Source organism: Streptomyces sp. SAJ15 (assembly GCF_007595705.1).
Classification (GTDB): domain Bacteria; phylum Actinomycetota; class Actinomycetes; order Streptomycetales; family Streptomycetaceae; genus Streptomyces.
Map to the genome: position 1 here is coordinate 295,053 of NZ_NISY01000008.1, position 13,860 is coordinate 308,912.

The following is a 13,860-nucleotide window of genomic DNA, read 5'->3' on the forward strand; positions in this document are numbered from 1 at the left end:
TGAACGGACCACGCCGCCTGCGCGGCCGCCACCGCCCGCCCACCATGGAGGGCACGGACCACCCGCACCCCCATACGCCCCCAGATGCGCCCCACACGGCGTGGCGAGGAGCACGCGCATGGCCCCGATAGGCACCTCGATAGGCATCTCGTCGAGCACCGGGACGAGCACCGGGACGAGCTCCAGCCCCCATGTGTCCTTCACCGACGGGAACGGAAACGGGGTGACGGGCCGCGCCGCGCTGCTGGTGCTCGGGGCCCTGCTGCTCCAGCTCGCGTTCATCGCCTCCTACCTGGGCGCCTTCCACCAACCCCGGCCGCACCGGGTCGCGCTGGCCACCGTCGCGCCCCAGCAGCTCCGCGGTCAGATGGTGGAGCGGCTCAACGGACTGCCGGGCCGGCCGTTCGCGGCCCGCGCGACCTCCACCGAGGCCAAGGCGGTGCGTCAGGTCGAGCGGCGGATCGTCGACGCCGCGCTGGTGGTCGATCCGCGCTCGAACACCGACCGGCTGTTCGTCGCCGGCGCCGCCGGCGCCTCGCTCTCCGACGCCGTCTCGCAGGCGGTCGGCAGGGCGGAGGCGACGCAGAAGAGGAGCGTGCGGGTCGTGGACCTGGTCCCCGCGGGCAAGCGGGACGCGCGCGGGCTGACCTCGTTCTACCTGGTCCTCGGCTGGTGCGTGGGCGGCTGTCTGTGCGCGGCGATGCTCGCCGTCAGCCATGGCGTCCGGCCGGCCAACCCGCGCCGCGCGCTCGCCCGGCTCGGCACGATGGCGCTGTACGCGGCCGTGGCGGGCCTGGCCGGCGCGGCGATCGCGGGGCCGTGGCTGCACGCGCTGCCGGGCGCGCTGCTCCCGCTGTGGGGGGTGGGCGCGCTGCTGGTCTTCGCGGTCGGCGCGACGACCCTGGCCTTCCAGGGGCTCGCGGGCGTCATCGGCATCGGCCTCGCGATGCTGGTGGTGGTCGTGATCGGCAACCCCGGCTCGGGCGGCGCGTATCCGTATCCGCTCCTGCCCGACCTCTGGCGGGCCATCGGGCCGGCCCTGCCGCCGGGCGCGGGCACCTGGACCACCCGGTCGATCGCGTACTTCCACGGGCACGCGACGACCAGACCGCTGCTGGTGCTCTACACCTGGGCGGCCGCCGGGGTGGTGCTCACCCTGGTCTCCGCCGCGGTGCGCGGCCGTCGAAACCCCGGCCCCGACCTGGTGCTTCGCTGATCCGACGGGACGTCAGGCGCCCACCCGGAAAAGCACTTGCGCGTCCGCGTGTCAACGGTCAGGGTGGCGCCGATGACGACACATGACACCGCTTCCCCCACGCACCACGACCACCCCGAGACCACGGGGCACGACCGCCCCGAGACCAGGGAGCACGACCACCCCGAGATCCGGGAGATCCCGGCCGGCGGCCCCGAAGCCGGCCCGTACGCCCTGACCACCGGCCCCGACGGCGCCCTCTGGCTGACGCTGGTGCGGGCGGGCCGGATCGCCCGACTGACCCCGGACGGCGGGTTCACCGCCCATGAGCTGGGGTCGACCGAGTCCGGGCCGACGGTCATCACCCCCGGTCCGGACGGGGCGCTGTGGTTCACCCGCTACCGGGACCACCGCATCGGCCGGATCACCACCGACGGCGAGATCACCTCGTTCGACCCGCCCACGCCGCAGTGCGGGCCCTTCGGCATCGTGACGGGCCCGGACGGTGCGCTGTGGTTCACCGAGGCGAACGCCGGCCGGATCGGCCGGATCACCACCGACGGCGAGATCACCGAGTTCCCGCTGCCGGGTGACGGCGGCTTCCCCTCGGCGATCGCCGCGGGCCCCGACGGCGCCCTCTGGTTCGCCCTCAACCAGGCGAACGCCATCGGCCGCATCGACCTGGACGGGACCGTCGCGCTCCATCCGCTGCCCACCGACGGCGCGGCGCCCGTGGGCATCGCGGCCGGGACCGACGGCGCGCTGTGGTTCGTGGAGATCGGCGCCGGGCAGGTCGGCCGGATCACCACCGACGGCGAGATCACCGAGTTCCCGCTCCCGGACCGCACGGCCCGGCCGCACGCCATCGTCGCCGGCCCCGACGGCGGCTGCTGGTTCACGGAGTGGGGCAGCGGCCGCGTCGGGCACGTGACCCCCGAGGGAACGGTCCGGGTATACGACCTGCCCACCCCGTCGGCCGAGCCGCACGGCATCACGGTGGGCCCGGACGGCGCCCTCTGGGTCGCCCTGGAGGTGGGGACGGTCGCGCGCCTCGCGCCGCGACCGAGCGCCTGACGGCAGGAAATATTGTTGAAACAGCGCCGAATCGCCGGCGAAATCACCGCCTGACCCCTCGAAGAGGCACTGCTTTCCGGTCGAGCCTGTTCCGCCGCCCCCGGCCACCCCCTCCGACGCACCGACGCAGGTCGGGGGCGTGCGCCGGGGGCGCGTCCAGCTCTATCGTTGACACGACGAGCCACCGTGCGACCACATTTAGTGACCGGAAACTGATCGATCAAAGTGCGCTTTGCGCCCACTTGGGCAAGACTCCCGTCCGGTATCTGGTCAACCACGAAACAAGGGAGTGTTCGTAATGCGGAAGATCGCTGGAGCGATCGGCCTGGCCGCCGCGGTGACGACGAGTTGCCTGGTGGTGACCAGCGGGGTCGCGAGCGCGTCACCCGCACAACCGCAGAGCCTGTACGCGCCGTCGGCGCTGGTGCTCACCGTCGGACAGGGAGAGGACGCCGCCTCCACCGCCGTGCAGCGCGCGGTGACGCTCAACTGCCGGCCCTCGTTCAGCGGGACCCACCCGGCCCCGCGCGAGGCGTGCGCCGAGCTCGCCGCCATCGACGGCCAGTTCGACCAGCTGACGCTGGCGGAGCCGCAGGGCGCGTTCTGCACCAAGGAGTACCGACCCGTCGTCGTGACCGCCCAGGGCGTCTGGGACGGCAGCCGGGTCAGCTACGAGCACACCTTCCCGAACGCCTGCGTGATGCGGAACTCCCTGCAGAAGTCGCTGGTCTTCGAGTTCTGACCCGACGTCGCACGGCACGGGCCCAGCCTCCTCAGGCATGAGAAGGCCCCCGGACACAAGAGGGGTGTCCGGGGGCCTTCCCGTTTTTCGGAGGCTCCCCGCCGGCCGGGGCCTCCCCGTCTCGGGACCACGCCCCCGGCGCCGCCAGGGGGTCGGCCCGCGCCGGTCAGCCGATGGTGACGCCGTAGGCCGCCAGCGGCTCCTTCACCGGCTGGAAGAAGGTCTCGCCGCCGGAGGAGCAGTCGCCGCTGCCGCCGGAGGTCAGCCCCAGCGCGGCGTCTCCGTCGAAGAGCGAGCCGCCGCTGTCGCCGGGCTCGGCGCAGACCGTGGTCTGGATCAGCCCCTCGACGATGCCCTGCGGATACTGGACCGTCACATCCAGGTCGACGACCTCGCCCTCGTGCAGCCCGGTGGTGCTGCCGCTCCGCCAGACCCGCTCCCCGACGTAGGCGTCGGCCGCGCGGGTGATGGACCGCGCCGAGCCGTCGTGGAGGTTCACCTCGCTCGGGTGCTCGACGCCCGGCCGGTAACGCACGATCCCGTAGTCGTCGCCGGGGAAACTGCTGCCCGCCGTGTCCCCGATCACCCGACCGCCCTTGTCCGACCAGGCGCCGCCGCCGTCCGTGCAGTGCCCGGCGGTCAGGAAGTACGGGGTGCCGTCCCCGTCGACCACGTTGAAGCCCAGCGAGCAGCGCCCGTCCTCGGTGTGAATGGGGTCGCCATCGCGCAGGAAGCGGTCGAACCTCCCCGCCGAGCGGCGCACCTCGACCTTGTCGCCGTAGCCGCGCGCCGCCCGGGTGAGCCGGGCCAGCCCGGCGTCCCCGACCGTGCGGTCGGCGGTGACGACGACCTTGTTGGCCTTCGGGTTCACCGCCCAGGAGGTGCCCGGGGTGTCGACCTTCCGGCGTAACTCCGAGCGTGTGGCGTCGAGTTGCGCCAGCGTGTACGTGACCGTCCTGGCCACCGCCCCGACCTCCCGCACCCGGGCGGCATCCGAGCCGTCGACGACGTTGACCACGAGCCGCCCGGTCGTGGCGTCGTAGTAGGAACCCGCCGCGTCGCCCTCGAGGGCGACCCGGAGGTCGGCGGCGAGCTCTCCGGCGTCGGCACCCGAGACGGACGCGGGCCGCGCCAGCGGCGCCGCGCTGGCGCTGGACAGGGCGAGCCCGGCGGTGACCGCGAGGACGGCCACCCCCACTCCGGCGGTGACGGCGCACCGGTCGGCTATGCGTCGCTTCTTCAACTCGCGAACCTCCAGTGGGGGGTTGGGCCCGGCAGTGGGGTGCCGTCGGCCCGGAGGGCGGATACGGCAGGGACCGACCCCCCGGCTCTTCCCCCGGAGCGCGTCCATGCCAAGTGCCTCGCCGAGTATTTCGAGGCCCGTCCGGCGCACACAAGGTCGTGTTCACGACGCGCTCATCCGGGTCCGGGCGCGCCCGCGGAGGTCAACGCGCCGTTTCGGGCACGTCAGCGACGGAAGGGGCGAGGGTGAGCGGGTGAGGTCGATCGCCGGGTGGCCGGCCGACCCTCAGGACAACTGTCCGGTAATCGTCGTTCCGCTTCCGGAATCCCGCTCGGCCGCGGCGGGGTCGACGGAGCGCCGGTCCACCCCCGCGGCGTCGGCGGCCTCCATGGCCTCGACGGCCGGAGAGCCGACCGCCGCCGGCGCGACCGCCGGCGGCTCGGTCGGCGACTCCACGGCCGGGGTGGGGGCCGTCGCGGAGTCCTCCGCCGGCCCGACCGGGGTCGACTCGCCGGCCCGCTCCGCGGCCCGCTTGGCCTGGTCCGCCGCCTGCCCGGCGCTCTCGGCGTTCTTCTCCAGGAAGCGCAGCAGCTCCACCGGGATGGGCAGCACCAGCGTGGAGTTCTTCTCCGCGGCCACCGCCATCACCGTCTGGAGCAGCCGCAGTTGGAGCGCGGAGGGGGTGTCGGCCATCTGCTTGGCCGCCTCCGCGAGCTTCTTGGACGCCTGCAACTCCGCGTCCGCGTTGATGACTCGGGCCCGCCGCTCGCGATCGGCCTCGGCCTGCCGGGCCATGGAGCGCTTCATCGTCTCCGGCAGCGAGACGTCCTTGATCTCGACGCGGTCGACGCTGACGCCCCAGCCCATCGCCGGACTGTCGATCATCAGCTCCAGGCCCTGGTTGAGCTTCTCCCGGTTGGACAGCAGATCGTCGAGCTCGCTCTTGCCGATGATGGAGCGCAGCGAGGTCTGGGCCATCTGGGAGACCGCGAAGCGGTAGTCCTCGACCCTGATCAGCGCGTCGGCCGCGTCGACGACCTTGAAGTAGACGACCGCGTCGACCCGCACCGTGACGTTGTCGCGAGTGATGCCCTCCTGGGCGGGGACCGGCATCGTCACGATCTGCATATTGATCTTGTGGAGCCGGTCGACCACGGGGACGATCATGGTGAATCCCGGGCCTCGGACGGCCGAGCGCAGCCTCCCGAGTCGGAAGACCACCCCGCGCTCGTACTGCTTGATCACGCGCGCCGCCGCCACGGCGTAGACGACCCCGCAGGACGCCGCCGCGACCCCGGCGGCCACCAGCTCCTCGATCATCACGGCCACCTGCCCGTCCGTATCGCGAGCGATGCCCCTTTAAGGGCCTGATGTCCACGATAGTCCCGAGCTCGCGCGGTGGGCAGGTGGGGGACGGGACCGAGGTAAGGGCTGCGGAAGGCCGCGACGCCGGGGGCTCAGGCGTCGGAGCGCCCGGCGGGCCCCGCGGCGCTGGGACGCGGAGCGGCCCCGCCCGATGAGTCGGGCGGGGCCGCCGTGCCGCCGGCGCGGGTCGTACCTCGGGGCGCGCGCCCGTCACACGCGCGCCGTGATCACCAGACCTTGACGCCGTACGCGTTCAAAGCCTCGACCACCGGCTGGAAGAAGGTCGTCCCGCCGGAGGAGCAGTTGCCGCTGCCGCCGGAGGTCAGGCCCAGCGCGGTGGAGCCGGAGTACAGCGGGCCGCCGCTGTCGCCGGGCTCGGCGCAGACCGTGGTCTGGATCATGCCGTAGACGACATCGCCGTTGCCATAGTTGACCGTCGCGTTGAGCGCGGTGACGCGCCCGCCGTGGGTGCCGGTGGTGCTGCCGCGGCGGGTCACCGACTGCCCGACGGTCGGGTCGGCGGCGCGGGTGATGTCCTGGCCGCCGACCGTGCCCTGGGGCTGGACGGAGCCGCTGTAGCGGACCAGCCCGTAGTCGTTGACCGGGAAGCTGGATCCGGCGGTCGGGCCGATGACCGTGGTGCGGCCGGAGTTGGAGTACCAGGTCCCGGCGCCGTCGGTGCAGTGTCCCGCGGTCACGAGGTAGTTGGCGCCGCGGCTGTCGCGGACGTTGAAGCCCAGCGAGCAACGCCAGCTGCTGGCGTAGATGGCGTCGCCGCCGGATATCAGCCGTTGGATGGTGCCGGGCGTGCGCTTGACGCGTATCGCGTCGGCGCTGTCACCCGCGGCTCTCCTGATCTCGGCTATCTCGGCGGAGGTCACGGTGGAGTCCGCGGTGACCACCAGGGTGTGGGTCGCGGGGTCGGTGTACCAGGCGGTGCCCGCGACGTCGGCCTTCAGCACGCCGGCGCTCGCCGCCTTGGCGTCGGCGGCCGTGAAGGCGCGCGGCGCGGCGTCGCCGCCGGCGTCGGCGTTGGCGGCCGCCGGGACGGCCAGCGCGGACGCGGCCGCCAGCACGGCGGACGCGGTGATCAGTCGGGTTCGGGGGGTACGTGCGCTGCGGGGGGTGTTGCGCTTGATCCTCAACTCTTCCTCCGAGGGAATCGGGGGTCCGCTTGGGTGGGGCGGGCCCGTGAGGCGCAGCCAGGGGGGTGGATCGAGTCCTTTCCGTCGTGACCCTGACAAGCGCTGCCGGAAGTATTCGCGCACTCAACAGTCGTCCGCAAGACCGCGTGAGCCGCCGGGCGTTCGCCGACCGCATGGCGAGCGCGCCCCGCGCTCGGGGCCCTGGGCCGGCGTCGACACGGCCCCGGGGGAGCCGCGCCAGGCTCACCGGGGCCACCTGCCCATCCCCTCGGGTCACCCCGTCGGACGGAGCACCGACCCGGTGGGGCTCGCCACTCTTTCGCGTCACGGTTCCCCGCTCACCGGCGGGAGCACCGAGCGGCTGCGGGCCGGGGTCGGGCGGAGGTGACCCCGGCGCGCGGGCTCGCCGGGGTCAGCAGCCGTCGCAGGGGCAGCAGCAGTCGCAGCCGCCGCAGCCGCAGTCGCAGTTGTGGCACCAGCCCTCGCGCTTCTTGTTCTTGCGCCACGGGTCGTCGTACTTCTCCCGGCAGCACACCTGGCAGGTGCAGAACAGGCCCAGCCAGACCGCGCAGCCGGCGATCGTGCCGCGCTTGCGGGGGTAGGGGTCGTGCGGCCCGTGGGGTGCTCCGTGGGGACCCCCCGGCCCACCGGGCCCGCCCGGACCGCCCGGTCCGTAGGGACCACCGGGGCCCTGCGGACCGCCGCCGTGGGGACCGCCGGCGTATGGGTTGCCGTAGCCGCCGGGCTGCTGACCGTACGGACCGCCGGCGTACGGATTGCCCTGCTGCGCCGCGTACGGATCCCCGTACGCGCCGCCCTGCTGACCGGCGTACGGATCCCCGTAGCCGCCCTGCTGCTGGTACGGGTTGCCGGGGCCGGGGTGCTGGTGCGAGCAGGTGGGGCCGAAGGCCCGGTCGACCGCGTGCCGCAGCTCGTGCGCGAGCAGCATGTGCGCCAGCTTCCCGGCACCCTCCCCGGCGAACTCCACCTCGCGCAGCGCCAACCGCACCCCGTGCACCGCGTCGTCACACAGCCGGCGCACCTCGACGAGATCGGTGCCGGTGGCCGCGATCGGGTTCCACGCCCCGGACTTGGCGTCGTCGGCGAGGTCCTCGACCGCGTCGAGCAGATGGGCGAGGCGCCCGAAGAGGCGGCCCGCCTCCTCCAGGGGCGCGCGGTTGCCGGGCTTCCCGGCCAGCACGGCGGTGTGACCAAAGGCGGCCGCGGTCGCCGTCTCGGTGGGCTCGGTGATGTGCAGCAGCGGCGTGCCGAGCCCCGCCGCGCTCTCGACCTCCGTCTGCCGCCCGACCGCGTCGAGCAGCACGGCGGTGTCGAAGCCGAGTCCGGCACCGGTACGCGCTCCTGCCAGGTCCCACTTACGGGCGACCTTGCGGGCGGCCGCGGCGACCGGTCGGCGGGCCAGCAGCCCGTCCCGGTCGACGACGTGGTCGCGCACCTTGGCCGAGGCCAGCACCAGGGAGACGGTCGCGGCCAGCCGCGCGCCCTCGCCCTGGGCCACCGGCGCGGTGCGCATCCCGCGCAGCGGACAGGGGCCGGCGGTGCGTCGCCAGCCGCCGGTGCGCTCCGACTGCGCCTCCACCAGCACGGATATGACCAGTCCGTCATAGTTCGTGGCCACGCGGGCGAACTGCCCCTGTGCTCCCCGTAGCGCCAGGCACAGTCCGCACAGATGCGCCATCCACTCGGTGCGCAGCCCGGCGGACATGCGGTGCTGACAAGGCCGTACGATTCCGAACACGACTCCCCCGTTTCACTCGGACGACCCTGTTGTCACCCGTCCGGCTCGGCGGAGTCTATACATCCACCTCGTCAGTGCCCGTAGCCAGGAGGAACTCTGACTGGCCGCCAAGCGTTCTGCACCAGTACCGTCACGAAACACAGGGGCGGCGGCCAACCGCTTGGCACACCATCCGCATCATGGACGACCATAGGGGAGCGGACAGTACACACGGTTTGTGAAAGGAGGCGTCCATGGGATCGGTGCGCAAGGCGAGTGCTTGGCTTGGCCTCGTCGACGACAGCGATGACGAGCGCTACTACGACGACGACTACGCCGAGGGGCCCGAGCCCAGCGACTCCTGGGTGACCGACCCGCGGGTCCGGGTGGCCGACGAGGCCGCGCAGGACCAGGGGACCCGGATCGCCACGGTCACCCCGGACGGCTTCCGGGACGCCCGGACGATCGGGGAGCTGTTCCGGGACGGCGTCCCGGTGATCGTGAACCTCACCGCGATGGAGCCCTCCGACGCCAAGCGCGTGGTGGACTTCGCGGCGGGTCTCACCTTCGGTCTGCGCGGCTCGATCGAGCGGGTCGCCACCCGCGTCTTCCTGCTCACCCCCGCGGACTACCGCATCGTGAGCGGCGAGGCGGGCCGGAGGTCCGGCGGCTTCTTCAACCAGAGCTAGCGGCGAGGCCGCTCACCGGACCGCCCGGCACTCCGGCTCACCGGAACGCGTCGAGCCCGGTGAGCGCCTTGCCGAGCACCAGCTGGTGCATCTCCACGGTGCCCTCGTAGGTGAGCACCGACTCCAGATTGGTCGCGTGCCGCATCACCGGGTACTCCAGCGAGATCCCGTTGGCCCCCAGGATCGTGCGGGCCGTGCGGCAGATGTCGATCGCCTCGCGCACGTTGTTCAGCTTGCCGAAGCTGATCTGCTCCGGACGGAGCCGGCCGGCGTCCATCCGCCGCCCGAGGTGGTGCGCGAGCAGAACCCCCTTGTGCAGCTCCACCGCCATGTCGGCGAGCTTGGCCTGGGTGAGCTGGAAGCCGCCGATGGGACGGCCGAACTGCTCACGGGTCCGGGCGTACTCCAGCGCGGCCTCGAAGCTGGCGCGGGCGGCGCCCATCGAGCCCCAGACGATGCCGTAGCGGGCGTGGCTCAGGCAGCTCAGCGGCCCGCGCAGCCCGGTGACCCCGGGCAGCACCGCGTCGGCGGGCAGCCGGACCTCGTCCAGCACCAGCTCACTGGTGACCGAGGCGCGCAGGGACCACTTGTGGCGGATCTCCGGGGCCGAGAAGCCGGGTGCGTCGGTGGGCACGGCGAAGCCGCGGACGCCCTCGTCGGTCTGCGCCCAGACCACCGCCACACCGGCCACCGAGCCGTTGGTGATCCACATCTTGCGGCCGGTCAGCACCCAGTCGGAGCCGTCCCGCCTGGCGTGGGTGCGCATGGCGGCCGGGTCGGAGCCGACGTCGGGCTCGGTCAGCCCGAAGCAGCCGATGACCTCGCCGGCGGCCATCGAGGGCAGCCAACGCCGCTTCTGCTCCTCGGAGCCGTAGCGGTGGATGGCGTACATCGCCAGCGAGCCCTGGACGGAGACCAGCGAACGGATGCCCGAGTCGGCCGCCTCCAGCTCCAGGCAGGCCAGCCCGTACTGAACCGCGCTGGCGCCCGCGCAGCCGTATCCCTGGAGCGACATGCCGAGCGCGCCGATGGAGCCGAGCTCCCGGGCCAGCCCGCGGATGTCGGGCAGCTCGCCGCGCTCGTACCAGTCCGCGATGTGCGGCAGCACCCGGTCGGCGGCCCACCGCCGCACGGTGTCCCGGACGGCGAGCTCCTCGGCGTCCAGCAGGTCGTCGAGGCCGAGCGGGTCGGCCGGGTCGAACGGCGGCAGGGCGGATGCGGACATGTACGGCCTCCGGCTGGGTGCGGCTCCCGTCACCGGGTGCGCGTCCCGCCCCGGTTCCCCGGGTGATCACCCCGGCACCCCGACGCTACGACCGGGTAACCCCCGACGTCCAGACCCGCCTTACGGCAGGGACCGACACCACACCGGTCGGCACGCCGGCCACGGGTCGCGGGGTGGCGTCAGTTGGACTCCGCCGCCACCGCGGCCCGGTCGCACGAGGAGGGGGCCTCGCCGTCGGGGGACCCGCCGGGGGCGGTCGTGCCGCACTCCATGACCCGCGGCAGCCGGAGCGCCGCCACGGCGCCGAGGGCGAGCAGGGCCGCGCTGACGACGAGGGCGACGCGCAGACCGTGCACGAACGCCTCGCGGGCCGCGATGCGCAGGGCGACGCCGGTCTCGCCGCCGAGCCGGTCGGCGACCTCGTAGGCCCGGCCGAGCGACTGCCCGGAGATGGCGCCGTCGGCGCTGGGGACACCCGCGACATCGGCGACACGGGGCGCGTAGGCGGCGTTCATCACACTGCCCAGGAACGCGATGCCGATGCCCGCGCCGAGCTGGTAGGAGGTCTCGCCGATGGCCGCCGCGCCGCCCGCGGCCTTGGCGGGGGCCTCGCTGAGCATGGACTCGTACGACGCGAAGAGCGTCATCTGGAGGCCGAAGCCGAGGACCACGAAGCTGCCGATGAGCATCACGGGCCGGTCGTCCTCGCCCATCCGGGTGAGCGAGAGCACGGCGACGGCGGTGAGCAGGAACCCGCAGACGACCATGGCGCGCGGGCCGAGCCGTTGCAGCATCCGGGAGCCGAGCAGCCCGGCCGCCATCGCGGCGAAGGTCAGCGGCAGCAGCCGCAGCCCGGTCTCCAGCGGGGTGAGGCCGAGCACGAGCTGGAGGTACTGGGCCGCTATGAGCTCCAGGCCCACCAGGGCGAGCAGGGTGACGACGATGCAGCCGACCGAGATCCCGAAGGCGGGCCGGGCGAAGAGGCTGAGGTCCACCAGCGGGTGCGTGCGCCGCCGCTGGCGGCGGACGAACAGGGTCAGCAGCAGTCCGCCGACGAGGAGCGAGCCCAGGGTGCCGGTCTCCAGCAGTTCCTTGCCGCCGCCCAGCCGCTTCACGCCGAGGACGACCCCGAAGAGACCGAAGGCGGCCAGCAGCGCGCCGACGACGTCCCAGGGGCCGTCCCGGTCACCGGTGGACTCCGGGAGCACCAAGCGGCCGACGGGCAGGGCGACCGCCATCAGCGGGAGGTTGATCAGGAAGACCGAACCCCACCAGAAGTGCTCCAGCAGGAAGCCGCCGACCAGCGGCCCGCCGGCGGCGCCGATGCCGGCGACCGCGCTCCAGATGCCGATGGCCAGCGCACGCTCGCGCCGGTCGGGAAAAGCCTGTCGCAGGATCGACAGCGTGGCTGGCATGATCATGGCACCGCCGACGCCGAGCAGCGCGCGGGCCACGATGAGGACCTGTGGGGAGTCGGCGGTGGCGGCCAGCGCGGAGGCGCCGCCGAAGAGCGCGTACCCCAACAGCAGGATGCGCCGGCGACCGACCCGGTCGCCGAGCGTGCCGAAGAGGATCAGCAGGGAGGCGCAGACCAGGGGGTAGACGTCGACGATCCACAACAGCTCGATCGCGCCGGGCCGCAGATCCTCGCTGACGGCCGGGACGGCGACGTGCAGCACGGTGCCGTCGACGGCGACGAGCAGCAGGCTCACACAGAGAACGACCAGCACGAACCATCGGTTGCCGCCCGCGCGGATCCCGCGACCCTGCCGGGAAACGCCCGCCGACCGCCGTTCGCCGGCCGTGGTCGTCCCGGACATCTGCGCACCTCCCTGTGTTGCTCGCGGCCGAGGAGCCAGGGCGGACATCGGGTGCACGGCGTGAGCGCGTGGTTCCGGGACCCCGGTGGCGTAGGCGAGTGAGACGTCAGAGTACGCGAGTCATCGCGTGCGCCGTGTGCCCCAGGTCATCTTGCGCCCACCCCTTCGGCCGCCGGCCATCCCATACGCGCGACTCATCCCTTTTGCTCTGCGATTCCCGCAGGTCACCCGGGACTCCGGAATGACGCCGACCACACCTCTCGCCGCTGTTAGCCGATCTTGCCCCGTTACCCTCCCGCCGCCTCCGCGGTTATCCACAGGCGGCCGGGGCCCGTGCGGTCATGCCCGATAATCAAGATCGTGACCGAACTGGCCCGCCCCCTCGTAGCGACGCACGACTCCGCCGAGCGCGCGTCGGGTGCCGTGCTGCGCCGGGCCGCCCCGGCGCTGCTGGCGTATGCGGGGACGCGACTGCTGGGTCTGGCGGTTCTCGCGATCTGGGCGGCCGTGGCGGACGAGAGCCCGCACCGGCTGCTCTCCGCCCGCTGGGACTCCCTCTGGTACGCGCGCATCGCCGCGGACGGCTATGGCTACTCGGTCTCCGTGCCCGCCGGCGCGGACGTCCGGGTCCACTCCGACCTCGCGTTCTTCCCCCTGCTCCCGTGGCTGGAGCGGCTGCTGGCGGAGATATCCCCGCTCAGCCACGCGGACGCCGGGCTGCTGGTGAGCGCCCTCGCCTCGTTGGTCGCCGCCTGGGGCGTCTTCGCCGTCGGCGACCTGCTGTACGGGCGAAGAGCGGGCACCGCCCTCGTCGTGCTGTGGGCGGCGCTGCCGGTCGGCATCGTCCAGTCGATGGCGTATTCGGAGTCGCTCTTCACCGCCCTCGCCGCGTGGGGGGTGTACGCGGTGCTGTGCGGGCGCTGGGTCACCGCGGGCGTCCTCGCCGCCCTGGCCGGGCTGACCCGACCGGTGGGCGCGGCGGTGGTGGCGGCGGTCTGGCTGACCGCGGCGGCCACGCTGCTGCCGGGCCGGCGCGGAACGCGCGACCGCGCCGAGCGGCGCCGGATGCTGCTGGGTCTCGCCATCGCCCCGCTCGGCTGGTGCGGCTACGTCGCCTGGGTGGGGATCCACACCGAGAGCGTCACCGGCTACCTCGACGTCCAGGGCGGCTGGGGCAACGGTTTCGACGGCGGCCTGGCCTTCGCCGGCTTCATCGGGGAGCAGCTCACCGGCCCGGCGTTCCTCGCCGGGGCCGCCCTGCTGGTCGGCGTGGCCCTGCTGCTGTGGCTGTACGTGACCTGCGTGCGACAGCGCCAGCCGTTGCCGCTGCTGGTCTACGGCGGGGTGGTGCTGCTGCTCGCGCTGAGCGCCAAGGGCTATTTCGGCTCGAAACCGCGGCTGCTGCTGCCCGCCTTCCCGCTGTTGCTGCCGATCGCCCTCGCGCTCGCCCGACTCAGACCCGTGCGGGCCGGCCTGCTGCTCGGCGCGCTGGGCCTCGTCTCGGCGCTGTACGGAGCGTTCTGGCTGCACGGTTCCGGTCCCCCCTGAGGTCCGGCGCCCGGAGGAGCCCGGAGACCGTCGCACCGCCGCGTCGTCCTCGGGCCGGGGCGCGGGCGCGCCCGGG

11 protein-coding genes are annotated in these 13,860 nt (G+C 73.4%); 5 read left to right on the plus strand and 6 right to left on the minus strand.

All coding sequences use genetic code 11. The features are described 5' to 3' along the window. Positions 1-118: 118 nt before the first annotated feature. The 3 genes from CD790_RS22035 (at position 119) to CD790_RS22045 (ending at position 3,011) form a co-directional block, all read left to right on the plus strand. Complete coding sequence (locus tag CD790_RS22035) at positions 119-1,216, plus strand: DUF3533 domain-containing protein (RefSeq protein ID WP_260867768.1); 1,098 nt, start codon at positions 119-121, stop codon at positions 1,214-1,216. Positions 1,217-1,288: 72 nt separating this feature from the next. After that, positions 1,289-2,269 (plus strand): virginiamycin B lyase, encoded by a 981-nt coding sequence (locus CD790_RS22040; protein ID WP_260867769.1) that lies wholly within the window; start codon positions 1,289-1,291, stop codon positions 2,267-2,269. 298 nt (positions 2,270-2,567) lie between these two features. After that, positions 2,568-3,011 carry a subtilase-type protease inhibitor gene (locus CD790_RS22045; protein ID WP_144385024.1) on the plus strand — a complete coding sequence of 148 codons (444 nt, stop codon included), beginning with the start codon at positions 2,568-2,570 and terminating at the stop codon, positions 3,009-3,011. Positions 3,012-3,177: 166 nt separating this feature from the next. Here the strand turns inward: CD790_RS22045 and CD790_RS22050 are convergent, their stop codons facing one another. The 4 genes from CD790_RS22050 to CD790_RS22065 form a co-directional block, all read right to left on the minus strand. Then, positions 3,178-4,254, minus strand: a complete 1,077-nt coding sequence (locus CD790_RS22050) for a S1 family peptidase (RefSeq protein WP_260867770.1) — start codon at positions 4,252-4,254, stop codon at positions 3,178-3,180. A gap of 285 nt (positions 4,255-4,539) precedes the next feature. Then, entirely contained in the window at positions 4,540-5,574 is a 1,035-nt protein-coding gene (locus CD790_RS22055; RefSeq protein ID WP_144385099.1) for a slipin family protein, read from the minus strand. Positions 5,575-5,846: 272 nt separating this feature from the next. After that, positions 5,847-6,764: a S1 family peptidase gene (locus tag CD790_RS22060; protein ID WP_144385026.1), complete on the minus strand. Its 918-nt coding sequence runs from the start codon at positions 6,762-6,764 to the stop codon at positions 5,847-5,849. A gap of 412 nt (positions 6,765-7,176) precedes the next feature. Beyond that, the gene (locus tag CD790_RS22065; RefSeq protein ID WP_144385027.1) at positions 7,177-8,523 is read right to left on the minus strand and encodes a DUF5685 family protein; all 1,347 of its coding nucleotides are present in this window, start codon (positions 8,521-8,523) and stop codon (positions 7,177-7,179) included. A 233-nt stretch (positions 8,524-8,756) separates the two neighbouring features. Between CD790_RS22065 and CD790_RS22070 the strand changes: the two genes are divergently transcribed. Further along, entirely contained in the window at positions 8,757-9,191 is a 435-nt protein-coding gene (locus CD790_RS22070; RefSeq protein WP_144385028.1) for a cell division protein SepF, read from the plus strand. A gap of 37 nt (positions 9,192-9,228) precedes the next feature. Here CD790_RS22070 and CD790_RS22075 read toward each other — a convergent pair whose 3' ends face one another. Both CD790_RS22075 and CD790_RS22080 read right to left on the minus strand, forming a co-directional pair. Beyond that, entirely contained in the window at positions 9,229-10,416 is a 1,188-nt protein-coding gene (locus CD790_RS22075; RefSeq protein WP_144385029.1) for an acyl-CoA dehydrogenase family protein, read from the minus strand. A gap of 179 nt (positions 10,417-10,595) precedes the next feature. Then, entirely contained in the window at positions 10,596-12,236 is a 1,641-nt protein-coding gene (locus CD790_RS22080) for an MFS transporter (protein WP_144385030.1), read from the minus strand. 360 nt (positions 12,237-12,596) lie between these two features. On the opposite strand from CD790_RS22080, the gene CD790_RS22085 reads away from it, so the two are divergent. Next, positions 12,597-13,784: a glycosyltransferase family 39 protein gene (locus CD790_RS22085; protein ID WP_186319165.1), complete on the plus strand. Its 1,188-nt coding sequence runs from the start codon at positions 12,597-12,599 to the stop codon at positions 13,782-13,784. Positions 13,785-13,860: the final 76 nt, after the last annotated feature.

Excerpts from the sequence above, each read along its gene's own strand:
- CD790_RS22040 (WP_260867769.1), top strand. The coding sequence starts at position 1,289 with ATGACGACACATGACACCGCTTCCCCCACGCACCACGACCACCCCGAG.
- CD790_RS22035 (WP_260867768.1), top strand. The coding sequence starts at position 119 with ATGGCCCCGATAGGCACCTCGATAGGCATCTCGTCGAGCACCGGGACG.
- CD790_RS22045 (WP_144385024.1), top strand. The coding sequence starts at position 2,568 with ATGCGGAAGATCGCTGGAGCGATCGGCCTGGCCGCCGCGGTGACGACG.
- CD790_RS22080 (WP_144385030.1), bottom strand. The coding sequence starts at position 12,236 with ATGTCCGGGACGACCACGGCCGGCGAACGGCGGTCGGCGGGCGTTTCC.
- CD790_RS22075 (WP_144385029.1), bottom strand. The coding sequence starts at position 10,416 with ATGTCCGCATCCGCCCTGCCGCCGTTCGACCCGGCCGACCCGCTCGGC.
- CD790_RS22070 (WP_144385028.1), top strand. The coding sequence starts at position 8,757 with ATGGGATCGGTGCGCAAGGCGAGTGCTTGGCTTGGCCTCGTCGACGAC.
- CD790_RS22055 (WP_144385099.1), bottom strand. The coding sequence starts at position 5,574 with ATGATCGAGGAGCTGGTGGCCGCCGGGGTCGCGGCGGCGTCCTGCGGG.